This window comes from Thermodesulfovibrio sp. TK110 (assembly GCF_054658355.1).
In genome coordinates this window covers 226,116-251,793 of record NZ_BAAHNB010000001.1, presented here as the reverse complement: position 1 = coordinate 251,793, position 25,678 = coordinate 226,116, and the positions used below count along the sequence as shown (strand labels likewise).

Here is a 25,678-nt window from a genome sequence, read left to right as displayed (position 1 = left end):
CATATTATTAAAAATTTCCTCATTTTGGCAAAAGGACTCCTACTGATAGATTGTCAAAGTTAAAATATTTTCTGGCTACTTCCTGAACATCCTTTGCTGTTACTTTCATTATATCTTCCTTATATTTTTCAATGAGTCTCCAACTTCCAAGAATTTCAAATTTACCAAGATAAAGAGCATGCCCAAAAACAGAATCCTGACTGAAAAGAAAAGATGCCTCTATCTGATTCTTTGCCTTTTCAATCTCCATTTCACTGGGAGGCACAATTTTTATTTTTTCAATTTCTTCTCTTATAATCCTTTCAACCTCATCAACTTTGTCTGGAGTTTTAATATAAGCTACAACAAAAAATAAAAATCCATCTCTGCTTAATGGTGAATTACTTGTTGAAACATCTACTGCCAGTGCTTTTTCTGTAACAAGGGTTCTGTAAAGCCTTGAACTTTTACCCTCTCCTATTATTGAACTTAAAATCTCAAGAGCAATACTATCTTTATTGGGATAAGCAGGAACTTTATAGCCCAAAACAAGCACTGGAAGATGAGTCTGTCTTTTCATTATAACTCTTTTTTCTCCATATTGTTTGGGTTCATGAAAGGTTTTTCTTAAAACACTGCAGGATGGAATATCTTCAAATTTCTCTTTTATTTTTTCTTTTACCTCATCAATCTTTATGTCTCCTGCCACAATTATAAAGGCATTACCAGGGCAGTAGTATTCATTATAGTATTTTTTCAACTCATTAAGAGTGATAGACTTAATATCTTCAGTCCAGCCAATTACAGGCTTGCGGTATGGATGATCTTTGAAAGCTAAGCTGATAACTTCTTCAATTATCAGGCTTTCAGGATCATCTTCATATCTCTGTCTTCTTTCTTCAAGAACTATCTTTTTTTCAAGTTCAAAGTCTTCAGAATTGAAAAGAAGATTTGTCATTCTATCAGATTCAAGATCAATGGATGTTTGCAGCTTTGAAGGAGAAAGCTTCTGGAAATAAACTGTATAATCCTTTGTTGTAAAGGCATTATCAACTCCGCCTTGAGCCTGAACTATTTTTGAAAAAACATTTCCGGGATAGTTTTTACTTCCTCTAAACATCATGTGTTCAAGAAGATGGCTTATCCCTGATTTACCTTCTGGTTCATCTATTGATCCAACTTTATACCATACTTGAAAGGTTGCCACAGCAGATGCATTATCCTTAATAAATATTACTTTAAGTCCATTTTTCAAGACTTCTTCTTTAATTTCAGAAAATCCCATAAGTGGAAATATTAAAACAAAAATTAAAGATATTACAAGATATCTCATTTTATTCCAAATTTTTCTGCAATTTCTTTAATGGTCTCTTTTAAAGGACCAAGGTCAGATGATTTAACAACATAGGCATCTGATGCCCATATTGAAAAATCATCTCTGTAATCATAAGCAGTAAGCATTATTACAGGAACACCTGGGTTTTTTTGTTTAAGCTGTCTTAAAACCTGAATTCCGTCAATATCAGGCATCATTATATCAAGAGTCACCATATCTGGTTTTTCTGACTCAAAAAGCTCAAGGGCTTCACGACCAGAATTTGCTGTAATAACATCATATCCTTCTTCTTCAAGTTCGGCTTTATAAAGCATAAGTATGTTTTTTTCATCATCAACTACCAAAATTTTCATTATCTCCTCCTTCTTTATGTATTGGCAGATAAATTTTAAATACTGTTCCTTTATTGACTTCGCTTTCTACCTTAATTATACCACCATGCTCATCAACAATTCTTTTCACAATGGCAAGTCCAAGTCCTGTTCCAGTTGTTTTTGTGGTAAAAAAGGGATCAAAGATTCTTTTTAAATTTGCCTTTTCTATTCCGCAACCAGTATCTTCAACTTCAATTGTAAAATACTCTTTTTCAGTATCTGCCTCTATAGGTAATTTATCTGCCTTTTGTATTTTTAAAGTTATATTTCCATTTTTTGTTGCTTCATTTGCATTTGAAATCAGATTTAAAAGCACTTCTTTCAATTTATCATAACTACCGAGCACAGTAAAATTTTCATTTATCATCAATTTAAATTCATTATTATTTTCTTTCAGTGTAGATTCAACAAAATTAACTACATCATCCACAAGCTGTTTAATTTCAAAAGATTCCTTACCAGCTGGATAAGGTTTTACAAAGCTTAATATTTCATTGAGGATTCTTTCAAGTCTTTTTACTTCTTCAATGATTATCTTTATATATTCTTGTGATTTTCCATCCTTCAGCTCTTTATTAAGTCTTTTAGCAAATCCACCTATTGCAAGTAAAGGATTCCTTATTTCATGAGCAACCTTTGCTGCCATTTCTCCAAGTGCTGCCATTTTTTCCATTGATATTATTCTTTCTTTTAAATTTTTGAGTTCTGTTATATTCTTTGCTACATTTATAGTTCCGATTAGGATACCATTTTTATCAAATATTGGAGAGCTTGAAAGAAGATAAACACCATCAAGATAGTTTTCCTCAAGCTCTCCCACCTGAGGAATTCCTGTCTCCATTGCTTTTCTATGGGGACATTCTTCAAATGGATAAGTAGTTTTGTGAATAAGTTTAAAACATTTTTTACCAATTACTTCATTTTCTTTTAAACCAACTGCATCAAGGAATGAGCGATTGACTTTTTTAATTGTATAGGTGTCATCAGTATAATAAATAAGGTCTGTTATTGAATCAAAGAGCATCTCAAGCTCTTTTTCTGCCTGTTCTACTTTGTCAAATATCCAGGCATTTTCTATTGCACCTGCTACCTGATCAGCAAATCCTTTTAAAAAATTAATATCCTGCTCGGTAATAGGTTTTCTTGTATAAAGATTGTCAACCCATACTGCTCCTATTGCTTTGTCTTTAGAGATAAGAGGTGTAACAGCATAGGCAAAGCTCCCAAGTTGCTGAATTATAACAGGGTCTGCTTCTTCTTTGTGAACATCCTTAATGTTAAAAACTTTTTTTTCTTTTACAGCTCTAACAATTGGTGTATTTTCATCTAAAGATATGGAGATGTTCTTACAGAGTCTTTCAAGAAAGCTATCTTCCTCAAACTCTCTTTTGCTTAATTCATCAAGAACTTCAAAAAGAGTTTTCTTTTCTCGTGACATGCTTGACCATATATGCCAGGCTTCTTCATAACTTGAAGGACCTACTGCCATAACTCCCCTCAGAGCTTTTTTTTCTTCGTCTATAAGAAACAGTACTGCTCTGTTAAAACCAAGTCCTTCACCCATTGTAATTACTGTAAGTATCATTCTTAAAAGTTTATTTAACTCCAAGGTGCTTCTTACAGCAGAGCTTATGAAAAGAATCTTTGTAAGTTCTTCGTTTCTTCTTATAAGGTCTCTTTCAAGCTTTTTCTTTTCTGTAATATCTCTTATTATTCTGCTAACTCCTATTATTTCTCCCTTTGAATTCTTTATCGGAGACATAGTAAGGCTTACTTCTATGATTTTATTTTCCTTTGTTGCCATAACTGTTTCTATATCTTTCAATGTCTCATCCTGTTTAATTCTTTCAAAATATATTTTTTCCATCTCTCGTAAGAAATCCGGAATAACAGGCAGAGGTTTTCCAATAACTTCTTCGTTTGTATAACCAAAAATATTTTCTGCACCTTTATTCCATGCTGTCACAATATTATCTAAGTCAGTGGCTACTATTGCATCAGCAGAACTCTGAATAAGGCTTTCAAGATAACTTTTAAGCTCCTCTATCTGAGCCATTACTTTTATATTTTGCATTTCTCTTTCTTTAAGTTCTCTGAACTTTAAGGATTTAAGAACAATTAATGAGGCTATTGCTGAAAAAAGCTCTCCTACTGCAATGTCTTCTTCTGTAAATTCTCCAAATCCTTCTTCTGAATCAAGTTTATTGTAAACAAGAATTGTACCAATATTTTCCTGGTGCATTTTCAATGGAATGCATATTGCTGAGTAAGCAGGTATATCAAGCTCATATTTTTCAAGTTCAGCTTTATTAAATGTTTTAACCTTACCTTCCTTTAAAACTTTTCCACATATTCCTTCATCAGATTTAATGACAGTTTTATCAGAATTAATGTTATAAGTAGCAGTAATGTATAAATATCCATTTTTAATCAGTCTTACAATTCCTGCCTGAGCATTCATCAGCTCACATACGTAATAAATAAGTCTTTCAAGAAGAATCTCAATGTCTTCATATATTTCAAGAAGTTTTATAAGCTCAAATAATGCCTGTCTTTCCTTCATTTATTAATCCTCTATAAAGTTCCATATATTTTTTACAGGAATTGCTCCAGGAGAAATCTCTTTTCATGGCTTCATAAACGATTCTCTGAAATCTATTTTTGTCTTCATAGACTAAACAGAATCGCTCAACTGCTTCTGTTAAAGCTTCTGAACTGTATTCATCAAAAAGAAAGCCTGTTACTTCATCCTCCACTGTGTCTGAAAGTCCTCCAGTGCGTCTGCATATTGGAGGTGTTCCGTATCTCATGCCAATAAGCTGACTTAAACCACATGGTTCATATCTTGAGGGAACGAGTAGAGCATCTGCACCAGCATATATTTTATGAGCCAAAGCCTCATCAAACCCAACAAAAGCATATATCTTTGATGGATAATTATTTTGAAGTTGTCTAATTTTATTTTCATAATAAGCTTCGCCTGTTCCTTCAAATATAAAACTTACTCCCTTTTCAACTAACCCTGGTATAGCATCTGCAATTATATCAATACCTTTTTGATAGGCAAGTCTTCCTATAAAAGCAATCAAAGGCTCTTGCATGGAGCATTTTATATTAGAGTAATTTATTAAATATTCTTTATTTTTTTGTTTATCACTGATATTACATGCTCCATAATTCTTAACAATAAATGGATCTTTTTCAGGATTCCATATTTTGTAATCAATTCCATTTATAATGCCCACAAGGCTTTCTTTTCTTTTCCTTAAAACTCCATCAAGCCCAGCTCCATATTCAGGAGTCAATATCTCTTTTGCATATGTAGGACTAACAGTGGTAATTATATCCGCATTGAAAAGTCCTACTTTAAGAAAATTCACCATTCCATAAAATTCAAATCCATCTATATGAAACATCTCCTGCCCAAATCCTGTTATCTCAAGCTTTTCACGACTGAATATACCCTGATACCCAAGATTGTGTATGGTTAATATAGTTTTTGTTTTTTCAAAGCAACTGCATTCTTTATAAAATGTTCTTAGATAAAGAGGAAGCAGAGCTGTATGCCAATCATGGCAGTGAATAATGTCAAATTTTAAATTCATAACCCTACAAATCTCAAGAACTGCTCTGGAAAAAAAGACAAATCTTTCTGCATTGTCAAGATACTCACCATGAATTGTTCCATAGAGTTCATCTCTGTCAAAGAAATCATTATGCTCAATAAAAAAAAGATTTCCCTCCATTGAAGCTTCAATGTTTAAGCTATCTTCCTCATCAAAAGAAACCTTTGCAGTTCTTACAGCACCAAAGCGCTTGGTTGAACCAACAGGAACTCCATAAACTATTCCTGCATTTACTGTATATGAGAAAAAATTCTGTCTTGTTGTTCTGTAAAAGGGAAGAAAAAGTGTTACATCAATACCTGCTTTGATAAATTCTTTAAAAAGTGCTCCTACAACGTCGCCAAGACCTCCTGTTTTTGAAAAGGGATAAGCCTCTGCTGAAACAAGAGCAATTTTCATATTTTAGCCTCCCTCATAAACTGAGCAGCTTCTTCAGGAGGAGTTGGATTTATAAAAAATCCAGAACCCCACTCAAATCCTGCAGTTTTTGTAAGCTTTGGAATTATCTCAATATGCCAGTGATAGTATTCGTTTATCTCATCTTGAAAAGGAGATGTGTGAATAACATAGTTATAAGGAGGAGTTTCAAGAACAGCATCAAGTTTTTTAAGTGTTGTTTGCAAAGCATCTGCGAGAAGACCGAAGCTTTTTTCTCTTGGTTCAAAACGAGACTCATGCCTTTTTGGCAGAATCCATGTTTCAAAAGGTTCTCTTGGCGCAAAAGGAGAAAGCACTATATAGGCATCATTCTGATAGATTATTCTTTTTTCAAATTCAAGCTCCTGTGCTATTATGTCACAGAAAATACATCTGTCTCTCAGCTCAAAGTATTTCCTGGCAGAACTCATCTCATCTTTTACAATTTGAGGCACAATGGGTAAAGCAATTAACTGACTATGAGTGTGTTCAATTGATGCTCCTGCTGCTTCACCTTCATTTTTAAAAACAAGCACATATTTAAAGCGAATGTCTTTTTTAAGATCAGTAATTCTAAAATAATAAGCCCACAAAACATCTTCAACTGCCTTAAGGGACATTGTAGAAAGTGAGGCAAGATGGTCAGGTGTTTCAATGATTACTTCGTGGGCACCAATTCCATTCATTTTATCGTAAATTCCTTCTCCTCTTTTATTAAGGTCTCCATGAATCTGCAAAGCTGGAAATTTATTGGGAACAACTCTGAGACTCCAGCCAGGGCTGTTTGGTGGAGTATTTGGAGGTCTGAAAGCAATAATTTCATTTGGAGCAGTATGTTCATTTCCTGGGCAGAATGGACAGAATCCCTTTATTTTTCTTTTCTGACTGACAGGTGCAAAATCTGAAGGTCTTTTACCTCTTTCAACAGCTATAATAACCCATCTTCCTGATATAGGATCTCTTCTCAGTTCTGACATGAAATCCTCCATTGAATAAGTTTATGGATAGTGGCACAAAAATGCTTTGCATTTTGTATAATTATACCATTGTGGCAAAACTTTTTCACTATAAGGTTGTAAATAATGCCTTTGGAGACCCTTGTGTTTTTATGAGGCTTCTCAGGGAGAGGAAAGCCTTGCTTTTTGATGCAGGAGACATAAGAAAAATTCCCTTTAATGAAATACTTAAAGTAAGCGATATCTTTGTAACCCATACGCATATTGATCACTTTATAGGATTTGATCAAATTATAAGAGCTGTTTTAAGAAGAGCTGATCCTTTGAGAGTTTACGGACCTGAAAATATTATAGATTGTGTTTATGGAAAACTTAGAGGATATACCTGGAATCTCGTTTCAGATTATCCATTATCAATTGAGGTTTATGCAATTACAGAAAAAAAGATAAAAAGAGCAAGATTTCTGGCTTCTCAGAAATTCAAGATTGAAAAATTGCCGAGTCTTCCAAAGCAAGAATTCATTCTTAAGGAGCCTCTTTTTAAAGTTAGGGCTCAGATTTTATCCCATGGAATACCTGTTATAGCCTACTGTATTGAAGAAGATTTCCATATAAATATTGACAAAATAAAGCTTGAGAAAAAAGGCTTTGCAGTAGGTCCATGGCTTGGAGAGCTTAAAAAGTTGATTAAAATTCACTATGATTATGAGCCTCATGGAATGCTTAAGCCTAAAAATCCATCACTTAAAGTGAAAATCAATACTCCGAAAGGAGAATTTTTATTAGAAGAGCTTTTTGAGATTGTGAATATTACAAAGGGAGAAAAAATCTCTTATGTAATGGATGTTGCGCCTCTGGAAGAAAATATTCAAAAAATAATAAATTTTGTAAAGGGGTCTGATGTTCTGTTCTGTGAAGCCTATTTTTTAAGCAAAGATATGGAAAGAGCAATTGAAAGAAATCATCTAACAGCTGATTTAACCGGTAAAATTGCAAGGAAAGCAGAAGTTAAGGAGCTTGTGATCCTTCATATTTCCCCAAAATATATTGAAAATCCAGAGGAAGTTTACAGAGAGGTGGAATTATCAAGGTTTCAAAGCTTACAGTAAGATTAATAATATTTCTTTTAGTTTTCTTTGCCTCTTTAACTCAGTTAATCAGCGCTTTTTTTCTTTACAAAAACGCAGAACTTGCCACAGAGCAATCTCTTCAGATGCAGGCAATAGGAATAACAATAACCCTTAACAGTGTGCTACAGACTTCTGAAATTGAGAAAATAAAAAAACAAAGTAGCACAATTTTTTCAGAAATTTTACTGGATGAGAGATGGGAAGGTGTTGCTTTTATAGCTCTTTACAGTAAAGAAGGAAATGTGGTATTCCATTCAAATCCTGCATTGATAGGACAAAAAATCCAGGAAGTAATTCCAGTTTTTCAGGAAAAAACTCCCTATTATCATTATCTTGTTCTTGGTACAGGAGAAAAAGTTTTTATATCAGATACAAAAATAACTCTTCACGGAATACCCTATCTTTTAAGAGTCGCTTTACATACATACCCAGCTCAGGCTATCTTAAGAAATGCAAAAATAAATATACTTTTTATGGCTTTTACAGCAGGATTCCTTATTTTGGCAGGTTTTTTCACAACAATACTTTTAAGTAAAATAGAAAAAATGCAGATTAAAATGATGGAACTTGAAAATCTTTCAATGATTTCAAAAGTTTTAGCCCATGAAATAAGAAATCCTCTTGGAAGCATAAAAGGATTTGCCCAGTATCTTATAAAAAAGATTTCAGAAGCTTCTTTAAAACAGTATCTTGAAATAATTTTAAAAGAGAGTCTGAGACTTGAAAGACTTACTGAAGAGCTATCACAGTATGCAAATCCTCAAACTATTAATCTGCAAAGGGTTAATCTTAAAGAATTAATTCATGAAACAGTCTTACCTTTTACGCTTGAGCACAAGGAAATATTTTTTGATTTAGACTTAGATGAACTCTACCTGAAAACAGACAGGGATAAGATAAAACAGATTTTAAGCAATATTCTTCAGAACTCTGTTTTTGCTGTATCTGAAACAGAGGATAAAAGAATCAGTATAAAAGCAAAAAAAATCAATGGTAAAATAAAAATTGAAATATCTGACACAGGGATTGGAATGGATGAAGAAACTTTAAAAAAAGCGCAAGAGCCTTTTTTTACGACAAAGCCAAAAGGTACAGGATTGGGTCTTGCAATAGTAAGTCGTCTATGTGGGATTTTAAAAATTAATCTGGAAATTAAAAGCAAAAAAGAACAGGGAACAAAGATATGGTTGACAGTGCCAGAATCGTTATAGTAGAAGATGACTTCTCATTTGCCTCCTTTCTTAAAACAATTCTTGAAGAAGAAGGCTACACTGTAAATGTATTTAATGACCCTGAAACAGCTTTAAAAAATATCAGAAATTTTTCTCCTCATCTTATAATTACAGATTTAAAGATGCCCAAAATGGATGGTATTGAATTTATTGAAAGAGCAGAAGATCTGGTAAATACAGAATTTATTGTAATAACAGCTTATGGTACTATTCCTTCTGCAGTAGAAGCAATAAAAAAAGGTGCAATTGATTATATTACAAAGCCTCTTTCATCTCCTGAAGAATTTTTAAAGCGCATAGAAAAAATTTTAAAGAAAAGGCATTACAGTGAAGAATTTGAACTACCGCCATATGAGATTCTTTTTGCAGGAATTGAAGATGTCTATCATATGGTTAAAGAAGTGGCAAAGACAGATACAACAGTGATTCTCTATGGTGAAACAGGAACAGGCAAATCAGCTATTGCAAAGGCAATTCACATTATGAGCGATAAAAAAGGAGCTTTTGTTGAGATAAACTGTGCTTCAATTCCGGAAAACTTAATAGAAAGTGAACTTTTCGGATATGAAAAAGGAGCTTTTTCAGGCGCAATAAAGCAAAAATCAGGTAAAATTGAGCTTGCTCAGAATGGAACTCTATTTCTTGATGAAATTGGAGAATTAACTCCATCAGTTCAGGCAAAATTTTTAAAAGTGCTGCAGGACAAAAGCTTTGAAAGAGTCGGGGGACTTCAAACTCTTAAGACAAATGCAAGATTTATCACCGCAACAAATAGAGACCTGAAACAACTTGTAAGAGACGGAAAATTCAGGGAAGATTTATATTTCAGGCTCAATGTTTTTCCAATTACAATTCCTCCTTTAAGAGAAAGAAAGCAGCATATAATGAAAATTGCTGATTATCTTATAGAAAGAATCTCTAAAAAGCTCGGGAAGGAATCAAAGAGATTGAGCGAAAAATCAGTAGAAACAATCAAGAATTACTCTTTTCCAGGAAATATAAGAGAACTTGAGAACATTCTTGAAAGAGCAATAATTCTTTCAAAAACTGAGGAGATTGAGATAAAAATTGAAAAAGAGGAGACGGAGGAGAATAATCTTAAAAGTCTTGAAAAAAAAGCAATAATGGAAGCTCTGAAAAAAACCGGTGGCAATAAAAAAATGGCGTCTCAGTTACTTGGTATTTCTTTAAGAACTCTTTATAATAAAATTAAAGAATTCGGACTGGGATAGCCTTTCCATAAGTGAGTTCTTCTAACATAACATTAAATCCTTGTTTCTTCAGGTTAGAGAAAATTTTTCTTCTTATAACCTTTGGTAAAGCTTCAGGAGCAAACACTCCCTGCTGAAGGGACTGAATTTTTTTTATAAATTTAGCCATAATTCCCGCTATCAAAGCTGTAGGATAAGAAACATGGGTAGAGCCAGGAGCGATTTTTGTAAGTTCTTTAATTGAAGGAAAAATTAAGTAACCTCTTAATGTTTTTCTTTCTCCCTGTAGCTTTCCAGATGTTTCCACAACAAGACCAAAGGTTGCTTCTTCAAGCACTCCTTCCTTTACTTTCTGAATAATTTCTTTAATTGAGGCAACTCGTTTTGTGATTTTCAAAAGAATTTCATAGGGAGAAACATTAACTCCATTAATTTTCAATGGATTGTCACTTAAAAGTCCCATATTATAAAGAGCCATGAGAAACTCTATATCAGAGCCTGCAGATTTAAGGTTTACATTTTTTACTTTGAGGAATCTTGGTAAAGTGGAGACCTCATCTCCATAAACAAGATAGGCTTTTTTTCTACCTATGGGTTCAGGATAACTGTAGTATTCAGGCTCATCAAAGGGTTCACGGAAATTAAATTTTCCTTTTTCATAAATAAGAGGAGGCGACAGAATATCACTGAACAAAACTTTTGGTGACCATGACCATATTGTTCCAGGTGGTCTTTGATCCTCAAAAATTCTAACTTTAATAGTATCCACAATTTCAAATTTTGAAGCAAGCTCACCTGCAATCAGGTTTGTCAAGCCAGGACTTATCCCTGTATTTATTAAACCTACAATTCCTTTCTGTTTAAAGTCCTGAGAGTATTCAAGTTGTTCAGGATTTATCAGGTCTTCAAGATTTGAAGCAAGATCCTGGTAATTAACTGCATGTTTCAAAGCAATCTCTATTATTTTTCTGTTAATTGCAGGAGTTGCTGAATTTATTACAAGATCCACATCTTTGATTAATTTTTCTAAAGAAGAATTGTCGTTTACTGAAATTCTATGGAGAGTTACCCTTTTAGTGCTTGCAAATTGTTTAAGCTTTCTGAGATTTCTAATGCTTTTATCAGCGCACTTTATTGTAAAATCTGTTTTTTCAAGAAAATACCTGCACAAAAAAAATCCAACTGCTCCAACACCAATTACAGCAATCTTCATAAATCTTAATTACTCCTCTTTCCATCCATACTTTCCTATTAACGGAACAAAGGCTACAGGAATTAGATAATGCCTTTCTATTTCACTGTCTTTTTTTATAGCTTTAAGCATATACTGAGAGTATCTTTCACCAACAGGTGCAACAATAATTCCACCTTCTTTAAGTTGTGCAATAAGTGGTTCAGGTATATCTGGAGTTGCTGCAGTTATAATTATTCTGTCAAATGGAGCTTCTTCTGGTATTCCTTCTGTACCATCCCTGATATAAACTCTGATATTTTGAATTCCGAGATTTTCAAATCTTTTTTTTGCAGCAGTAGCCAATGGTTCAACTCTCTCCACGGTATGAACTTCTCTTGCAAGTTCTGCAAGAATTGCAGCCTGATATCCAGAGCCTGTTCCTATTTCCAGAACCTTTTCATCTCCTTTAAGTTCAAGTAACTCTGTCATCAAAGCCACAATATAGGGCTGAGAAATGGTCTGACCATGACCGATTGGAAGAGCTCTGTCATCATATGCACTGTCTATAATATCTTCTGGCACAAACAGATGTCTCGGAATCTTTTTCATTACCTCAATAACCCTTTTATCTCTAATACCTCTTTCAATAATCTGGGTTTCAACCATCCATTCTCGTAAATTTTTAAACTTATCCATAAAAAATTAACCCAGTTTAAATAGCTTTTTAATCAATTCTGCAGCAACAGGATTCATGAATGTAAGAGCTATCAAGTTTATAATGATCAGGAATTTAAGAGTAAGATCTAACTTGTTGATTTTACCTAATAATTCTGCTTTGTCTTTCTCTGTCTTTTCATATAATGCTTCTATCTTGCCAAGTAGTTCTGCTTTGTCTTTCTCTGTCTTTTCATATAATGCTTCTATCTTGCCAAGTAGTTCTGCTTTGTCTTTCTCTGTCTTTTCATATAATGCTTCTATCTTGCCAAGTAGTTCTGCTTTGTCTGTCTCTGTCTTTTTATATAAAGCCTCTATTTTGCCAAGCAATTCTGCTTTGTCTGTCTCTGTCTTGCCAAGTAATTCTGCTTTGTCTGTCTCTGTCTTTTTATATAAAGCCTCTATTTTGCCAAGCAATTCAGCTTTGTCTTTCTCTGTCTTTTCATATAATGCATCTATTTTGCCAAGTAATTCTGCTTTGTCTTTCTCTGTCTTACCAAGCAATTCAACCTTGTTTTGTTCTATCTTGCTCAGTAATTCAACCTTGTTTTGTTCTATCTTGCTCAGTAACTCCTCTTTATCCTTATCAGTTTTACCCAGTAGCTCAGTTCTCAAAATTTCTATATCCTTTTTTGTTGCCACTTCTTTTAGTAATTCTTCTTTTAGCTCCTCTTTTGTTTCATACCATTTTTGATAAATTTCATCTTCAGTGACTTTTTCAAAGGTTTTCAACAAAGTTTTAGCATCTTCCCGTCCAAAGGTTTTCTCAAATATTTCAAATACTTCTATAGGCAATGTTACAGGCATACACGCCTCCTTCTTCATTTATTATAACGTTTAACTCCGTTTCAATATCTCCCTTGCTACAAGAATACCAGATACTGAAGCTTGAATCAAGCCCCTGCTGATTCCTGCTCCATCTCCTGCAGCGAAAAGATTATCTATTTCTGTTTCAAGATTTTCAGTAAGTTTAAGCCTCATACTGTAAAGTTTAATCTCAACCCCATAAAGAAGTGTATGATTTGAATTTATGCCTGGCATAACCCTGTCAAGGGCTTCAAGCATTTCAAGAATATTTATAAGATAACGATAAGGCAAAACAAAACTGAGATCACCCGCTGTAGCATCTTTAAGTGTAGGTTGAACAGGATTTTTAAGAATTCTTTCATTGGTCGATCTTCTACCCTTTTTAAGATCACCAAGTCTTTGAATTAAAACTCCCTGCCCAAGATAATTTGCCAACCTTGCAATACTCTGTCCGTAAAGAATTGGTTCTCTAAAAGGCTCTGTAAAGTATGTGCTTGAAAGAATTGCAAAATTGGTGTTGTCTGTTTTTTTATTTGCATAACTGTGCCCATTTACGGTCCATATTCCATTTATATTTTCTCTTACAACCTCTCCATAGGGATTTACACAGAATGTTCTTACCATATCATCAAAAGTTTTTGAATAATAGATAAACTTTGGCTCATAACAAACTCTGGTAAGTTCATCACAAACTGAAGCAGGGACTTCAACTCTAACACCAACATCAACAGGATTAAGCTCTGTATTTAAATTTAGCCTTTTTGCCTCTTCACTTAACCACTTACTTCCTGCTCTTCCAGGTGCAACAACAATGTATTTTGCATAAAACCTTCTTTTATCTTTAAGCTCAATTCCTGATGCTTTAGTTCTGTTTGTAATAATTTTCAATGCTTCAGAATCAAAGATTATATCAACTTTCCGTGAAAGTTCTTCTTTTATTGCTTTAAGAACCTCTGCACATTTTTCAGTTCCAATATGTCTTATTTTTGATGGGATAAAAAGAAGCCCATTTTTTGCTGCCTGAGCTTTGATTTTTTCAGCTACCTCAGCCCGAGGCTCATAAACTGTTTCTGGAGCACCATATTTAAGATAGATTTTATCAACATAATCAATAAGTTCAACAAGGCTGTCTCTGTCCATGTATTTATCCAAAAATCCTCCAATTTGAGGGGATAAATTTAGTTTTCCATCGCTGAAAGCTCCTGCTCCGCCCCATCCACTTAAAATATCACAAACAGGGCAATGTGCACACTTTCCTGTTTGTTCCATTGGGCAGTTTCTTTTTTCAATGTCTTTGCCTTTTTCAATAATTAAAACCTTTAATGAAGCATTCTTGATTATCTCTAAGGCTGTAAAAATACCTGCAGGTCCTGCACCAACAATAATTACGTCATATTTATTCTTCAATGCCATGTCTTCTTAAATAATCTAATGCCTGATAGTTTGTTAAATCAATATGAAGTGGAGTAACTGATACATATCCTTCCATTATTGCCTGAATATCTGTCCCTTCCATGCTCTGCCATGATACAATTCCTCCTCCAATCCAGTACTGCTTTTCGCCCCATGGAGAAAAAATTTCATGAATTGAGTTTTCATAGGAACGTTTACCCTGCTTTGTTATTTTTATGCCATTGATTTCCTGTAAAGGTTTATTGGGCAGGTTAACATTTAAAAGTGTATCATGAGGAAGACCCTTTTCAAGAATGAATTTTGCTATTTTTAATGCATAAAACACAGCTGTTTCATATCTGAAAGGTCTTTCGCCAACAATAGATATTGCAAAAGAGGGAACTCCAAGAATTGTTCCTTCAATAGCAGCTGAAACAGTTCCTGAATATGTTATGTCCTCTCCAAGATTTGCTCCTTTGTTTATACCTGACACAATTAAATCAGGTTCACGGGGCAAAAGTTTTTTCACTCCAACAACAACGCAGTCAGTGGGAGTTCCGTTTACACTGTAACAGCCCTCTCTTATTAAGTCCACTCTTAGAGGTCTGTGCATTGTAAGAGCATGACTTACAGCAGAGCGATCTCTGTCTGGTGCAACAATATATACTTCACCAAGCTCTTTTAAAGTTTCAGCAAGCGTTTGTATTCCTTTTGAAAAAAAGCCATCATCATTTGTTACAAGAATTAAAGCCATTACTTACTCCTCAAAGTAATATAGTCTGCTATATTAGAAAGTCGCTGTCTGGCTTCAGAGTCTGGAAATACCTGAAGAGCCTTTTTCGCTTTATCTATGTATTGCTTTACTATTTCCATAGATGATTCAATGCAGTTGTACTGTTTGAGATAATTTAAGATTTTTGAAAGATTTTCTTCTGAAAAATTGTCAGATTTTATTATGCCTATAATTTCATGTTTTTGCTGAGCTTTTTTCATTAACTCAATAAGGGGAAGAGTAATTTTGCCTTCCATTAGATCTTTGCCAAGTTTTTTCCCAAGTTCTGCTTCATCCGCTACATAATCAAGAATATCATCTACCATTTGAAAAGCTATGCCTATATTATTTCCAAATTCAGTTAAAGCCTGAAGTTTTTCCTGTGATAGTTTACCAAGAATTCCTCCAACTCTACAGGCAGTGCGAATAAGTCCGGCTGTTTTACCTGTAATGATTTTTAAGTATTCATCAAAAGTTATAGTAGGATCTCCTGCTTTCATAAGCTGAAGAATCTCTCCTTCAGCCATCTGTGAAGTTGCCTGAGATAGAGCTTCCATTATTTGAAGACTTTCCTGTTGCACAGATATGTGCAATGCCTTTGCATAAAGATAATCACCAAGTAAAACTGTAACCTGATTCCCCCATATTTTATTAGCAGAAGCTTTGCCTCTTCTTAGTTCAGCCTCATCAACCACATCATCATGAAGAAGACTTGCAGTATGAAGTGCCTCAATTACTGCAGCCAGAATCACTCTTTTGTATTCCCTGTAACCGGCAAGATCAGCACTTAAAAGTAAAAATAGTGGGCGAAGCCTTTTACCTCCTGAGTTTACAATGTATGCTCCTATAGTAGGGATTAAAGAAGCTTCTGACTGAAATATATTCAGAAGCTCTCTTTCTACCATTTTTAATTCATCTTCGTATTGCCTGAATATATCTTGAAAATTCACAGTTTAAACCTTAATTCCTCAGGCTTAAAAATTCCTTTTTCAGTGATTATTGCGGTTACATACTTAGCAGGAGTTACATCAAATGCAAAGTTTATTACCTTAACACCTGCTGGAGCAATTCTTACATCTCTGATGGTTGTTACTTCTTCTGATGCTCTCTCTTCAATGGGAATCATATCTCCTGAAGATATGCTTAAGTCAATGCTTGATAAGGGAGCTGCTACATAAAAAGGAACATTGTTTTCCTTGCAAAGAACAGCTAAAGAATAAGTGCCAATTTTATTTGCCACATCACCATTTCTTACAGTTCTATCTGTTCCTACAATTGCAAAATCAATCATGCCTTTTCTGAGTAAAGAACCAGCTGTATTGTCACAGATTAAGGTTACATCAATTCCTGCCTGCATGAGTTCAAAAGCTGTAATACGGGCACCCTGCAGCACAGGCCTTGTTTCACATGCAATTACTTTAAATTTTATTCCTTTTTCCCTTGCAAGATACATTGGTGCAGTTGCTGTTCCGTATCCACCTGTTGCCAGTGCACCGGCATTACAGTATGTTATAACAGTGCATCCTTCTTTAAAAAAATGTAGAGCATTCTCGCCTATTCTTTTGTTTGTCTCTATGTCTTCTTCGTGAATTTTTAAAGCTTCATTTATTACTAAATCTTTAAGTTCAGAGACAGATAAAGAGGCATTTTTCTTTATCAAGTTTTTAATTCTATCAACAGCCCATTTTATATTTACAGCAGTTGGTCTTGTATTTATGAGCCTATGGAAAACAGGATTTAACTCTGAAAAAAATTTTTCAGTAGAACAAGCCTTTAAACCAATTGCAGCAACTGCCACAGCATATGCAGCAGCAATTCCTATTGCAGGAGCTCCTCTTATTGAGAGATTTTCAATTGCCCTTGCAATTTCTTCATAGTTGGTACATTTTAAGTATTCAATTTTTTCTGGTAAAAGCCTCTGATCAAGGATGTAAACAGTGCCATTTTCCCATTTTATAGACTTAAGCATAGGCATATTATAACAATTTTTTACAAGCTAAATCCTTTTTCCAAATGATATAATAAATAACCAATGAGTTTATTTAAGCGCAAGGATTTAGCTTATTTAAATTTATCAGATAAAGAGTTTAATCAAAAGATTGAAAAAGCTTTTGAGATTCTAAAAGACTGCACTCTCTGCCCAAGAAATTGCCATGTTGACAGAACCTCAGGCAAAAAAGGAGCATGTAAAGTTTTAATTAAACCATATGTTTCAAGCTGGGGACCCCATTTTGGAGAGGAGACTCCATTGGTTGGAAGATATGGTTCAGGCACTATATTTTTTGGTTTTTGTAATCTCAGTTGTGTTTACTGTCAGAACTGGACAATAAGCCATCTTGGAGAAGGCAAAGAAATCTCATATGATGAACTTGCTCAAGTTATGATTTTTCTTCAAAATTCAGGCTGTCACAATATAAATCTTGTAACACCAACTCATCAGGTGCCTCAAATTATTAAATCCATTTACATTGCCAGAAAGCATGGACTTAGAATTCCAATTGTTTATAATTGCGGTGGATATGAAGCGATTGAAACATTAAAGATCCTTGATGGAATCATTGATATTTATATGCCTGATTTTAAGTATGCTGATAGTGCTCTGGCTGAAAAATATTCAAAGGTTAAAAATTATACTGAGTTTGCAAAAAAGGCTCTCAAGGAGATGCACAGGCAGGTTGGAGATCTAATTATAAATGAAGAAGGAGTTGCAGTTAGAGGACTTCTTGTAAGACATCTTGTCTTGCCTAACAATATTGCAGGAACACAGGATGTTGTAAAATTTATTGCAGAGGAAATCTCAAAAAATACATACATAAACATTATGGATCAATACAGACCATGCTGGCAGGCAGAGGAGTATCCGGAATTAAATAGAAGAATAACTCAAAAGGAATTTGAAGACGCTTTAAATATAGCCTTAGAATACGGACTAACAAGAATTGATTGCCTTATTTACTCAAAGAGATATTACCGATGGCTGTAAAGTTTCAAAATCAAGAACTACCACAGTTGCCTTTCCATAAAGCCAGCCACAGGCTTCACCAGGATTTATAATTAAACTATTATTTATCTTGCGTATATCAACTTCATGCATATGTCCATAAACTATCAGATCAAATCTACCTGATTGAGCAAGTACTTCAATTATCTGAGGTTCGTGCATCAATGCAATCTTTTTACCATTAATTTCAAATTCTCTTATCTGTGGTTGAATTCTTTCTCCATACATTTTCTTTAAAAGAACTTTATCTCCATCGTTGTTTCCAAAAACTCCATAAAATTCGCCATCAAAATCCTTAAAGACTCTCCATGTAAATGGAGATACAAAATCACCAGCATGGATTATTGCTTTTATATTATTTTCTTTAAAAATCTTCAATGCCTTTCTTATGTTGTCCATATGATCATGAGTATCAGAGATAATTCCTATTTTCATTTTTTTCCTCCAGATTTATCAAAATTTCTCCAAAAGGTTTTTCCTGATAGGCTCTGGCAATTCTTAGCCTTATTAATTCCAATAATGCAAGAAAACTCACTATAATTTCAAGCCTTGATGTATTATTTTCAAAAATTTCATAAAAAGCTATGGATTTTTTCAATTTCAATAAATTCAAAATCTGTTCAATTTTTTCCTCAACTTTTATGGTTTCCTTTGGAACATATATTCTGGGCTGAGGTTTATCAATTATTTTCCTTAAAGCCTGTAAAAGATCAAATACGCTCAGTTCTTCAAGAAAAAACTCCTCCTGATTTGAAGTATTTCTTGAGAAAGCTAATGACCATACTTCATATCTTTCTTTAAGAATTTTAGAGGCTTCTTTAAAATTCTGATATTCTACTAATTGTTCTACAAGCTCTTTTCTTGGATCTTCCTCCTCAGGTTCCTGCTCTGGAAGAAGCATTTTTGATTTTATATAAATCAATGTAGCTGCCATAACAAGAAACTCTGATGCAATTTCAAGGTCAAGCTCCTTCATAAGTTCAAGATATTTAAGATACTGCTTTGTAATTAAAGCAATTGGAATGTCATAGATGTCTATTTTATTCTGTTTAATAAGATGAAGAAGCAAATCTAAGGGACCTTCAAATATGGGTAAATTAACCTGAATCATCATTTTTTGTTTAAAATTTCTTTAACTTTTTCCATAAAGACAGGAACAGTGATTTGCACAAGGGATATGAATTTTTTAATTTTTCCCCACTTTATGTCAAGATATTCATGCACTACTATATTTCTCATAATTGCCAACCAAGAAATTTTTTCTCCAAACTCTTCATTTATATAGAGAGTACCAAAAATTTTTAAAGTTTCTTTATATGTTTGAGGCATCTGAATCTTCTCAGAGGCAATGATAATTTTTGCTATGTCAAGCATTGCCATTATAATATTTTCCACCCATCTCTCAATAATTTTTCTTTTAAAACTGTCTTTTAAGTAATCCTGCCATGTGATTTTTTTTATTTCTTCTATTTCATTAAATTCACTTTCAAGAAAATGTAAATATCTCAGTAATCTAACTCTTTCAAATGGTGAGATGGATTTTGATCTTTCGCTTATTTCATAGTAGTCAGCAACAAAATCTATCCAATCAACTGCCTCATAATTAAGCTTACACAAAAGATCAATATAAAGATTTTCATCTTTTACAATTAATGGAAATCCCTTTGTCAATACCTGATAAAACAGAGATGGAGTCGCTCTATTAAGAACTATTAAATCCACATTGTCAGTTTCCAGTATGTCAATCAAGTCACTCCATATTCTGTATTCATCTTCATACTCAACATCTGTTTCAATCTCCATGTATTCATAAGGTTTAAAATAAACTCCTATATCCCAGTCAGAAACAGTTCTTTCAGTTTTTTCTGCTCTTGAACCAAATAAAAAAGCCATTACCACATTAGGCTGATGCTGAAAATATTTGATTAATTTGTCAATATTTTCTTCCATTTTATAGTATTTTAGCACAATCTCAGCTGGCATCTCTCAGTTTTTTCTTGTATAATAAAATTTATGCTTGATAAAAAATATCTTCTTCCTCACGATGCTTTAAAGCTTATACTCCATCATATTGTGCCAGGCTGTCTTCAAGTTGAAACAATTCCAATTGAAAAAGCCTATGGAAGAATTACTGCAGAAGATATAATCTCACCTGAAGATCTTCCAGGCTTTGAACGTTCCACTGTTGATGGCTTTGCTGTTAAGGCTTCTGATACATTTGGCGCAAAAGAGAGTTCTCCAGCCTATCTTACTGTTAAAGGTGATATACCTATGGGGGCTATACCAGATTTTGCTCTCTCAAATGGGGAAACAGCATCTATTGCAACTGGAGGTATGCTTCCTGAAGGAGCTGATGCTGTTGTGATGGTAGAGCATGTTAATGTTGTATCAAAGGATTTGATTGAGGTTTTAAGAGCTGTTTCTCCAGGGGAGAATGTTATATTTCGTGATGAGGATGCAAAAAAAGGAGAAGTTATTATAAAGGCAGGCCACAAGCTTAAGCCTCAGGATATAGGAGCTCTTGCTGGAGTTGGAATAACAACTGTTAAAGTTTTTAAACAGCCTGTTGTTTCTATAATTCTTACAGGAGATGAGATAATTCCTCATACTGAAAAAGTTATTCCTGGAAAAGTAAGGGATGTAAACTCCTTTACTCTTGCAGGTTTAATTTATGAAACTGCTGCTGTTCCATTAAAAATGGGAATTATAAGAGATGAATACAACGCACTTAAAGAAACTGCTCTGAAAGCCTATCAATTAAGTGACATTGTTCTTATTACAGGTGGAACTTCTGCTGGTGTGAAGGATTTAACAGCAAAGGTTATTAATGAACTTGGCTGTCCTGGCGTGCTTTTTCATGGTGCTTCAATAAAGCCAGGGAAGCCTGTTATTGGTGCAGTATGCAATGGCAAACCTGTTTTTGGACTTCCTGGGCACCCTGTAGCTGTTTACATATGTTTTGAACTCTTTGTCAAACCCGTGATTTATCATATGCTTTCATTAACAGATAAAAACTTTAAAAAACTCATAAAAGCAAGAATTTCAAGAAGTATTCACTCCCAGGCTGGCAGAGAAGATTTTATAAGAGTTTATCTTGACAGTCGCGATGGTGAAATATGGGCAACTCCTTTGTTGAGTAAATCAGGACTTATAATGAGTCTTGTAAAAGCACAGGGAATTGTTCACATCCCTTCTGAGTTACTGGGAGTTTCAGAAGGGCAGGAAGTTTTAGTTGAAATCATAGATTAGTGTTGAGCAGCCCATTTTATCTGTTCTCTATAAGGAACTGGCTTTCTTTTTAAAAGAGACTCCATATGAAGCGCCTCACTGTATCCGCAGACATTGTCTCTCCACATCATTTTGTATTGCTGTTTTGCAAAAATTTTAAGAACAAACTCTGGCAAAGGAACAAAAATAACATTTCTCCCCAGATTTTTTGCAAACTCATGAACTATGTCCTTTAAAGTTACTTTTTCATCTCCACATAGTTCAAAAATCCCGTTGTCATTGTAATTAATGGCATTAAGAAAACATTCTGCCACATCTCTTACATCTACTGGCTGAAAGTAGTATTTGCCAATATCAGGAAATATCAAAAATGGCAGTCTCTTTAAAATTGGTTTTAGCTTTAAAAAAAGAAGTTGCTCAGGTCCCACAATAAAAGAAGGACGCAGTATGACAAAGGGAAGCCCTGTTTTTATTAATTCTTTTTCTGCTTTAAGCTTTGTAGTATGATAGTCAGACGGAGCTTTTTCATCAACTCCTAAAGCACTCATGTGCACTATTTTTTCAACACCAGAATCTTTTAAAACTTCATAAAGAGCTTTTGAATACTCATAATGCACTTTTTCAAATGTATCTTTCCCTTTTTCCTGAATTATACCGATAAGATGAATTACAATCTTGGGATTAATAATTTCTATGATTTTTCTAAGTTTTTTTAGATTGGTAAAATCATCAAGTTGATAGATTTTGGGTTTTTCACTAAAAAGAAGTCTTGCTTTTTCTGGATTTCTTACGATTAAATGAACATCATAGTTTCTTTCTAAAGCAAGATTTACAATATATCTTCCAACAAAACCTGTTCCACCAGTAATGAGTAATTTTTTCATAAAAATTAAGGAGGGCAAAAGCCCTCCTCTTTTGAGGACCCCCTTTTTTATTCAATCTGAAGCTTTCTTTCTTTTTTCTTTGCTTCTTCACTCTTAGGAATTCTTATTTCAAGCAAACCATTCTCAAATTTTGCCTTTGCCTTGTCCGTCTGAACATCCACAGGAAGCCTGAATGTTCTTGAGAATGAACCATAGGATCGCTCGTATCTGTAGTAGTCTTTCTTTTCTACTTTTTCTTCTTTCTTTTTCTCACCAGAAATGGTGAGATAATCATCGGTAATTTTCACTTCAATGTCTTCTTTTTTTATGCCTGGAAGCTCTGCTTTAACCACCAAATCATCGCCTTCTTCATATATATCCACTGCTGGAGAGATAAACTCAGCTTCCTCTCTTAATCTTGGAACAAAAGATCTGAATAGAGAAAAGGGTCTCCTCATAACCTCATCAAAAAGACGCTCAATTTCTTCAAAGGGAGAAAGAATTGAAGGTTCAACCCTTGCTACATCCTTTGTTTCTTTTCTTGTCATGGCTAACACCTCCTTTTAGGTGATATTGATATTATCTAACTAAATATATCATCAAAATGCTCTTTTTGTCAAGAGATTTTATTAAATTATTTTATACAATTCATATCAAATTAAAATAACTTTGCCCTGGCTTTTTTCCATAACTTCACCTACTGGGATTGCCAGAATTCCCTTTGAATTCAATTCTGCAATCAAAGCATCTGCCTTATCTGAAGCTACAGAAATGAGGAGTCCTCCTGAGGTTTGAGGATCAGAAAGAACATCAAGAGTTATTGGATCTGTTTGTCCTGTATCAATCAATTTTGAACAATAGTTTACATTTCTTCTACCTCCTGCTGGAACAATTCCCATGGAAGCAAACTCAAAAACTTTTGGAAGAAGCGGAACTTTATCTTTCCATATTTTTATTGTTACTTTGCTTGCTCTTGCCATTTCTAAAGCATGTCCCAGTAATCCAAATCCAGTTATATCTGTACAGGCATGAACTCCAATATTCATCATAACTTCTGAAGCTGTTTTATTAAGCAAAGCCATTGTCTGAGTAAGAATCTTTGCTGTCTGAGGATCAAGAAGTTTCCCTTTAAGTGCTGTTGAAAGAATTCCTGTTCCAATAGGTTTTGTTAAAATTAAAATATCTCCAGTTTTTGAACCCCTGTTAGTAACAAATTTTTCAGGATGGACAATTCCAGTTACTGCAATTCCATATTTTATCTCAGGGTCCTCAACACTGTGTCCTCCTATCATAAAAGCTCCTGCTTCTTTGAGTTTATCTGCTCCGCCTCTTAAAATTTCTCTTAAGATTGATTTATCCATTTCATTTACTGGAAAACAAACAATATTGAGAGCCAGAAGAGGCTTAGCACCCACTGCATATATATCACTTAAGGCATTGGCTACTGCAATCTGTCCAAAATCATAGGGATCATCAACAATGGGAGTGAAGAAATCAACACTCTGCACCACTGCCAGATCTTCTTTTAAACGATAAATTCCAGCATCAGACCAATCTTCAGAACCAATTAAAATATTAGGATCTTCAGGTAACGGAATATATTTCAATATTTCTTCCAGGTCCCCTGGACCTATCTTTGCTGCTCAGCCAGCAGCCTTAACTTTTTCTGTAAGCATTTCAACCCCTTTTTTTTTAATTTTACCATAACTTGCTAAAACTGCCTATAGAATCATCTCTTGAATACCTAAGAAATTGACTGCTTCGGTGTACCAAAGCAACAAGGGCATCCCATTTATTTGGTGACAACTCCAGAGGAACGAACCATCGCTTTTCACATAATTACCACTAATTGAATATTCAAACTGTGAAGGTTTCCAGGAATGAAAAAAGCTGAGTTTGCCTGTTATGTTGAATAAAATAGAAAAACAAAGTGACAAAAATTTGCAGAATCATACTCCCCTCCTCCAGTAAAATATATTTACTATTGCAAAATCTTTGAGCCAGTAATGCCCCTTCTCATAAGTGATTGATTTTATAAGCTTTTGCCTTTCCCAGCTGAAAAGCTCTCTTTTATTTTTAAACTCCCAGTGTTCAAAAATCTCATCAAGGCTGTGATAGGCAAAGGAGCTTTCACAGAGGTAGGAATGGTTAAAAATCAGTGAGTATTCAGGATAAATTAATTTAAACTTATCAGGGTAGAAAACTTTTTCAGTAACAAGAAAGATACTTTGCACCTGAGAGCTAAAAAGCTTAAACATTGAGCCTTCAATTCCATACTCAGTAAGATGAAGACTGTTACAGGCTAAAGCAAGGTCAAACTCATTGATTTCATGGCATTCTAATTCTTCAAATCTTCTTGGTTCAATTTTTAATTTAATACCATTGGCGAGGGAATTTTCATAAAGATAATTTTGCATTGTCTCAGAAGGTTCAAGCGCTGTTACATGACAGCCTCTTTTTATTAAAGGGAAGGTTAAAACTCCATCTCCTGCGCCAATATCAAGGATTTTTAATCCTGGCTGAGTGAATTTAAAGAAGAAGTTTTTTATGGGCTCATGGTATAGGTTGTGCTCACGCCATAGTCTGTACCATTTTGCATTCTCATTCCAGTATGAGATTTTCTTTATTTCAGTTGCTATCATAATCAAATAAAAAAGCCACAGCTTCAGGCTTCTGCCCGAAACTGTGGCCTTCATGACCACTGATAATAAAAATTTTTTAATGCTAAAACTCAAACGGTCTTCTGACCGATTTTATATATGGTAATTAATTTTTATTTTCTTGTCAACTGTTTATGTGAGTTTGTGGTTACTATATTAAATTTCACATATATGTTAGCCTTCTTGTAGGAAATAAAGCTATAAGGAGGGCTATAAAGCCCAACCAACTTATCATGGTTTAGGCAGAGAGGCAACAAACTGCTTAACTTCAGATGATATTCAGAAAGTTATTCTTACATTTGCTACTATTGTAACAGCGATTATAATTGTTGCATTTGCATAAGTGAAACAAATGATGAAAGAAAAGAGAGAGGTATTTTTGAAGCTATGATTTCCTTTTCACAAACTGATTAAGCATAAGCAATTTTACCTTTTGGTTCAGGAATCTCTCTGCCAAGTTCTTTTGCTATTTCAATCCATTGCTGTATTACTTTCTGAGCATTTATAAGTGCTTCTTCCTGAGTCCTACCATCTGCCATACATCCTGGAAGTTCAGGAACTTCAGCTATAAATGCCTGATCTTCCTCAGACCAGTAAAGTATTATCTCATATTTATACATCGTCCACCTCCTTATGGAGTTTGTATTTTAATATTAAATTTCTTACTTGTTTTACCTGATATGGCTTTGCTTTCCCATCAGGGATTTTAATCAAATGGACGGTAGGGGAGTTGAACCCCTGACCTCCAGAGTGCGATTCTGGCGCTCTCCCGGCTGAGCTAACCGCCCAATTTATTTTATAATATC

General features: G+C 34.2%; 25 protein-coding genes and 1 tRNA gene. 5 read left to right on the top strand and 21 right to left on the bottom strand.

Going from position 1 to position 25,678, the window contains the following annotated elements; all coding sequences use genetic code 11:
- Positions 1-19 precede the first annotated feature (19 nt).
- Genes ACYQ3X_RS01340 through galT form a run of 5 tightly spaced genes read right to left on the bottom strand, consistent with a single transcriptional unit; the run spans position 20 to position 6,709 of the window.
- The gene (locus ACYQ3X_RS01340; RefSeq protein WP_460180045.1) at positions 20-1,312 is read right to left on the bottom strand and encodes a M16 family metallopeptidase; all 1,293 of its coding nucleotides are present in this window, start codon (positions 1,310-1,312) and stop codon (positions 20-22) included.
- Positions 1,309-1,668, bottom strand: a complete 360-nt coding sequence (locus ACYQ3X_RS01335) for a response regulator (protein ID WP_460180044.1) — start codon at positions 1,666-1,668, stop codon at positions 1,309-1,311. The genes ACYQ3X_RS01340 and ACYQ3X_RS01335 overlap by 4 nt, the downstream gene beginning before the upstream one ends.
- Positions 1,649-4,252 carry a PAS domain S-box protein gene (locus tag ACYQ3X_RS01330; RefSeq protein WP_460180043.1) on the bottom strand — a complete coding sequence of 868 codons (2,604 nt, stop codon included), beginning with the start codon at positions 4,250-4,252 and terminating at the stop codon, positions 1,649-1,651. Before ACYQ3X_RS01330 ends, ACYQ3X_RS01335 begins: the two co-directional genes overlap by 20 nt.
- The gene (gene glgA / locus ACYQ3X_RS01325; protein ID WP_460180042.1) at positions 4,227-5,714 is read right to left on the bottom strand and encodes a glycogen synthase GlgA; all 1,488 of its coding nucleotides are present in this window, start codon (positions 5,712-5,714) and stop codon (positions 4,227-4,229) included. The genes ACYQ3X_RS01330 and glgA overlap by 26 nt, the downstream gene beginning before the upstream one ends.
- Entirely contained in the window at positions 5,711-6,709 is a 999-nt protein-coding gene (gene galT, locus ACYQ3X_RS01320; protein WP_460180041.1) for a galactose-1-phosphate uridylyltransferase, read from the bottom strand. The genes glgA and galT overlap by 4 nt, the downstream gene beginning before the upstream one ends.
- A gap of 23 nt (positions 6,710-6,732) precedes the next feature.
- Between galT and ACYQ3X_RS01315 the strand changes: the two genes are divergently transcribed.
- From ACYQ3X_RS01315 to ACYQ3X_RS01305, 3 genes are all read left to right on the top strand, one after another.
- Positions 6,733-7,797: a ribonuclease Z gene (locus ACYQ3X_RS01315; protein WP_460180040.1), complete on the top strand. Its 1,065-nt coding sequence runs from the start codon at positions 6,733-6,735 to the stop codon at positions 7,795-7,797.
- A gap of 104 nt (positions 7,798-7,901) precedes the next feature.
- Complete coding sequence (locus ACYQ3X_RS01310; RefSeq protein ID WP_460180039.1) at positions 7,902-9,029, top strand: ATP-binding protein; 1,128 nt, start codon at positions 7,902-7,904, stop codon at positions 9,027-9,029.
- Positions 9,002-10,282: a sigma-54-dependent transcriptional regulator gene (locus tag ACYQ3X_RS01305; RefSeq protein ID WP_460180038.1), complete on the top strand. Its 1,281-nt coding sequence runs from the start codon at positions 9,002-9,004 to the stop codon at positions 10,280-10,282. The genes ACYQ3X_RS01310 and ACYQ3X_RS01305 overlap by 28 nt, the downstream gene beginning before the upstream one ends.
- Here the strand turns inward: ACYQ3X_RS01305 and ACYQ3X_RS01300 are convergent.
- From ACYQ3X_RS01300 to mtnA, 7 genes are read right to left on the bottom strand one after another with little or no spacing between them, the layout of a single operon-like run.
- Positions 10,260-11,474 carry a saccharopine dehydrogenase family protein gene (locus ACYQ3X_RS01300; protein ID WP_460180037.1) on the bottom strand — a complete coding sequence of 405 codons (1,215 nt, stop codon included), beginning with the start codon at positions 11,472-11,474 and terminating at the stop codon, positions 10,260-10,262. The genes ACYQ3X_RS01305 and ACYQ3X_RS01300 overlap by 23 nt on opposite strands.
- A 9-nt stretch (positions 11,475-11,483) precedes the next feature.
- Positions 11,484-12,131, bottom strand: coding sequence for a protein-L-isoaspartate(D-aspartate) O-methyltransferase (locus tag ACYQ3X_RS01295; protein WP_460180036.1), 648 nt, complete (start codon positions 12,129-12,131; stop codon positions 11,484-11,486).
- 6 nt (positions 12,132-12,137) lie between these two features.
- On the bottom strand, positions 12,138-12,956 hold the full coding sequence (locus ACYQ3X_RS01290; protein ID WP_460180035.1) for a hypothetical protein: 819 nt from the start codon (positions 12,954-12,956) through the stop codon (positions 12,138-12,140).
- A gap of 30 nt (positions 12,957-12,986) precedes the next feature.
- Positions 12,987-14,369 carry an NAD(P)/FAD-dependent oxidoreductase gene (locus tag ACYQ3X_RS01285; protein ID WP_460180034.1) on the bottom strand — a complete coding sequence of 461 codons (1,383 nt, stop codon included), beginning with the start codon at positions 14,367-14,369 and terminating at the stop codon, positions 12,987-12,989.
- Complete coding sequence (gene surE / locus ACYQ3X_RS01280; protein WP_460180033.1) at positions 14,353-15,102, bottom strand: 5'/3'-nucleotidase SurE; 750 nt, start codon at positions 15,100-15,102, stop codon at positions 14,353-14,355. Before surE ends, ACYQ3X_RS01285 begins: the two co-directional genes overlap by 17 nt.
- Positions 15,102-16,070 (bottom strand): polyprenyl synthetase family protein, encoded by a 969-nt coding sequence (locus tag ACYQ3X_RS01275; protein ID WP_460180032.1) that lies wholly within the window; start codon positions 16,068-16,070, stop codon positions 15,102-15,104. The genes surE and ACYQ3X_RS01275 overlap by 1 nt, the downstream gene beginning before the upstream one ends.
- Positions 16,067-17,095 carry an S-methyl-5-thioribose-1-phosphate isomerase gene (gene mtnA / locus ACYQ3X_RS01270; protein ID WP_460180031.1) on the bottom strand — a complete coding sequence of 343 codons (1,029 nt, stop codon included), beginning with the start codon at positions 17,093-17,095 and terminating at the stop codon, positions 16,067-16,069. Before mtnA ends, ACYQ3X_RS01275 begins: the two co-directional genes overlap by 4 nt.
- A 57-nt stretch (positions 17,096-17,152) precedes the next feature.
- Between mtnA and ACYQ3X_RS01265 the strand changes: the two genes are divergently transcribed.
- Positions 17,153-18,103 (top strand): radical SAM protein, encoded by a 951-nt coding sequence (locus ACYQ3X_RS01265; protein WP_460180030.1) that lies wholly within the window; start codon positions 17,153-17,155, stop codon positions 18,101-18,103.
- Here ACYQ3X_RS01265 and ACYQ3X_RS01260 read toward each other — a convergent pair.
- Genes ACYQ3X_RS01260 through mntA form a run of 3 tightly spaced genes read right to left on the bottom strand, consistent with a single transcriptional unit; the run spans position 18,077 to position 20,104 of the window.
- Positions 18,077-18,556, bottom strand: a complete 480-nt coding sequence (locus ACYQ3X_RS01260) for a metallophosphoesterase (protein WP_460180029.1) — start codon at positions 18,554-18,556, stop codon at positions 18,077-18,079. The two genes, ACYQ3X_RS01265 and ACYQ3X_RS01260, sit on opposite strands and share 27 nt — an antisense overlap.
- The gene (locus tag ACYQ3X_RS01255) at positions 18,534-19,235 is read right to left on the bottom strand and encodes a segregation and condensation protein A (protein WP_460180028.1); all 702 of its coding nucleotides are present in this window, start codon (positions 19,233-19,235) and stop codon (positions 18,534-18,536) included. The genes ACYQ3X_RS01260 and ACYQ3X_RS01255 overlap by 23 nt, the downstream gene beginning before the upstream one ends.
- Positions 19,232-20,104 carry a type VII toxin-antitoxin system MntA family adenylyltransferase antitoxin gene (gene mntA, locus ACYQ3X_RS01250; protein WP_460180027.1) on the bottom strand — a complete coding sequence of 291 codons (873 nt, stop codon included), beginning with the start codon at positions 20,102-20,104 and terminating at the stop codon, positions 19,232-19,234. Before mntA ends, ACYQ3X_RS01255 begins: the two co-directional genes overlap by 4 nt.
- Before the next feature lie 30 nt (positions 20,105-20,134).
- Between mntA and ACYQ3X_RS01245 the strand changes: the two genes are divergently transcribed.
- Entirely contained in the window at positions 20,135-21,370 is a 1,236-nt protein-coding gene (locus tag ACYQ3X_RS01245) for a molybdopterin molybdotransferase MoeA (RefSeq protein ID WP_460180026.1), read from the top strand.
- Here ACYQ3X_RS01245 and ACYQ3X_RS01240 read toward each other — a convergent pair.
- The 6 genes from ACYQ3X_RS01240 to ACYQ3X_RS01215 all read right to left on the bottom strand — a co-directional run bounded on the left by ACYQ3X_RS01240 (position 21,367) and on the right by ACYQ3X_RS01215 (position 25,660).
- On the bottom strand, positions 21,367-22,251 hold the full coding sequence (locus ACYQ3X_RS01240) for an NAD-dependent epimerase/dehydratase family protein (RefSeq protein WP_460180025.1): 885 nt from the start codon (positions 22,249-22,251) through the stop codon (positions 21,367-21,369). The two genes, ACYQ3X_RS01245 and ACYQ3X_RS01240, sit on opposite strands and share 4 nt — an antisense overlap.
- 29 nt (positions 22,252-22,280) lie before the next feature.
- Positions 22,281-22,760, bottom strand: a complete 480-nt coding sequence (locus ACYQ3X_RS01235) for an Hsp20/alpha crystallin family protein (RefSeq protein ID WP_460180024.1) — start codon at positions 22,758-22,760, stop codon at positions 22,281-22,283.
- Between the two features lie 105 nt (positions 22,761-22,865).
- The gene (selD, locus tag ACYQ3X_RS01230) at positions 22,866-23,888 is read right to left on the bottom strand and encodes a selenide, water dikinase SelD (RefSeq protein ID WP_460180023.1); all 1,023 of its coding nucleotides are present in this window, start codon (positions 23,886-23,888) and stop codon (positions 22,866-22,868) included.
- A 273-nt stretch (positions 23,889-24,161) separates the two neighbouring features.
- A complete protein-coding gene (locus ACYQ3X_RS01225) occupies positions 24,162-24,908 on the bottom strand; it encodes a class I SAM-dependent methyltransferase (protein WP_460180022.1) in 747 nt (248 codons plus the stop codon).
- 374 nt (positions 24,909-25,282) lie between these two features.
- Complete coding sequence (locus ACYQ3X_RS01220; RefSeq protein ID WP_460180021.1) at positions 25,283-25,492, bottom strand: type II toxin-antitoxin system HicB family antitoxin; 210 nt, start codon at positions 25,490-25,492, stop codon at positions 25,283-25,285.
- Positions 25,493-25,587: 95 nt separating this feature from the next.
- Positions 25,588-25,660 (bottom strand) — tRNA-Ala (locus tag ACYQ3X_RS01215).
- Positions 25,661-25,678 lie beyond the last annotated feature (18 nt).

Bases quoted from the DNA above. Each gene is read 5' to 3' on its own strand.
- ACYQ3X_RS01340 (WP_460180045.1), bottom strand. From the start codon at position 1,312: ATGAGATATCTTGTAATATCTTTAATTTTTGTTTTAATATTTCCACTT.
- ACYQ3X_RS01335 (WP_460180044.1), bottom strand. From the start codon at position 1,668: ATGAAAATTTTGGTAGTTGATGATGAAAAAAACATACTTATGCTTTAT.
- ACYQ3X_RS01330 (WP_460180043.1), bottom strand. From the start codon at position 4,252: ATGAAGGAAAGACAGGCATTATTTGAGCTTATAAAACTTCTTGAAATA.
- glgA (WP_460180042.1), bottom strand. From the start codon at position 5,714: ATGAAAATTGCTCTTGTTTCAGCAGAGGCTTATCCCTTTTCAAAAACA.
- galT (WP_460180041.1), bottom strand. From the start codon at position 6,709: ATGTCAGAACTGAGAAGAGATCCTATATCAGGAAGATGGGTTATTATA.
- ACYQ3X_RS01315 (WP_460180040.1), top strand. From the start codon at position 6,733: ATGGATAGTGGCACAAAAATGCTTTGCATTTTGTATAATTATACCATT.
- ACYQ3X_RS01310 (WP_460180039.1), top strand. From the start codon at position 7,902: ATGCAGGCAATAGGAATAACAATAACCCTTAACAGTGTGCTACAGACT.
- ACYQ3X_RS01305 (WP_460180038.1), top strand. From the start codon at position 9,002: ATGGTTGACAGTGCCAGAATCGTTATAGTAGAAGATGACTTCTCATTT.
- ACYQ3X_RS01300 (WP_460180037.1), bottom strand. From the start codon at position 11,474: ATGAAGATTGCTGTAATTGGTGTTGGAGCAGTTGGATTTTTTTTGTGC.
- ACYQ3X_RS01295 (WP_460180036.1), bottom strand. From the start codon at position 12,131: ATGGATAAGTTTAAAAATTTACGAGAATGGATGGTTGAAACCCAGATT.
- ACYQ3X_RS01290 (WP_460180035.1), bottom strand. From the start codon at position 12,956: ATGCCTGTAACATTGCCTATAGAAGTATTTGAAATATTTGAGAAAACC.
- ACYQ3X_RS01285 (WP_460180034.1), bottom strand. From the start codon at position 14,369: ATGGCATTGAAGAATAAATATGACGTAATTATTGTTGGTGCAGGACCT.
- surE (WP_460180033.1), bottom strand. From the start codon at position 15,102: ATGGCTTTAATTCTTGTAACAAATGATGATGGCTTTTTTTCAAAAGGA.
- mtnA (WP_460180031.1), bottom strand. From the start codon at position 17,095: ATGCCTATGCTTAAGTCTATAAAATGGGAAAATGGCACTGTTTACATC.
- ACYQ3X_RS01265 (WP_460180030.1), top strand. From the start codon at position 17,153: ATGAGTTTATTTAAGCGCAAGGATTTAGCTTATTTAAATTTATCAGAT.
- ACYQ3X_RS01260 (WP_460180029.1), bottom strand. From the start codon at position 18,556: ATGAAAATAGGAATTATCTCTGATACTCATGATCATATGGACAACATA.
- ACYQ3X_RS01255 (WP_460180028.1), bottom strand. From the start codon at position 19,235: ATGATGATTCAGGTTAATTTACCCATATTTGAAGGTCCCTTAGATTTG.
- mntA (WP_460180027.1), bottom strand. From the start codon at position 20,104: ATGCCAGCTGAGATTGTGCTAAAATACTATAAAATGGAAGAAAATATT.
- ACYQ3X_RS01245 (WP_460180026.1), top strand. From the start codon at position 20,135: ATGCTTGATAAAAAATATCTTCTTCCTCACGATGCTTTAAAGCTTATA.
- ACYQ3X_RS01235 (WP_460180024.1), bottom strand. From the start codon at position 22,760: ATGACAAGAAAAGAAACAAAGGATGTAGCAAGGGTTGAACCTTCAATT.
- ACYQ3X_RS01225 (WP_460180022.1), bottom strand. From the start codon at position 24,908: ATGAAGGCCACAGTTTCGGGCAGAAGCCTGAAGCTGTGGCTTTTTTAT.
- ACYQ3X_RS01220 (WP_460180021.1), bottom strand. From the start codon at position 25,492: ATGTATAAATATGAGATAATACTTTACTGGTCTGAGGAAGATCAGGCA.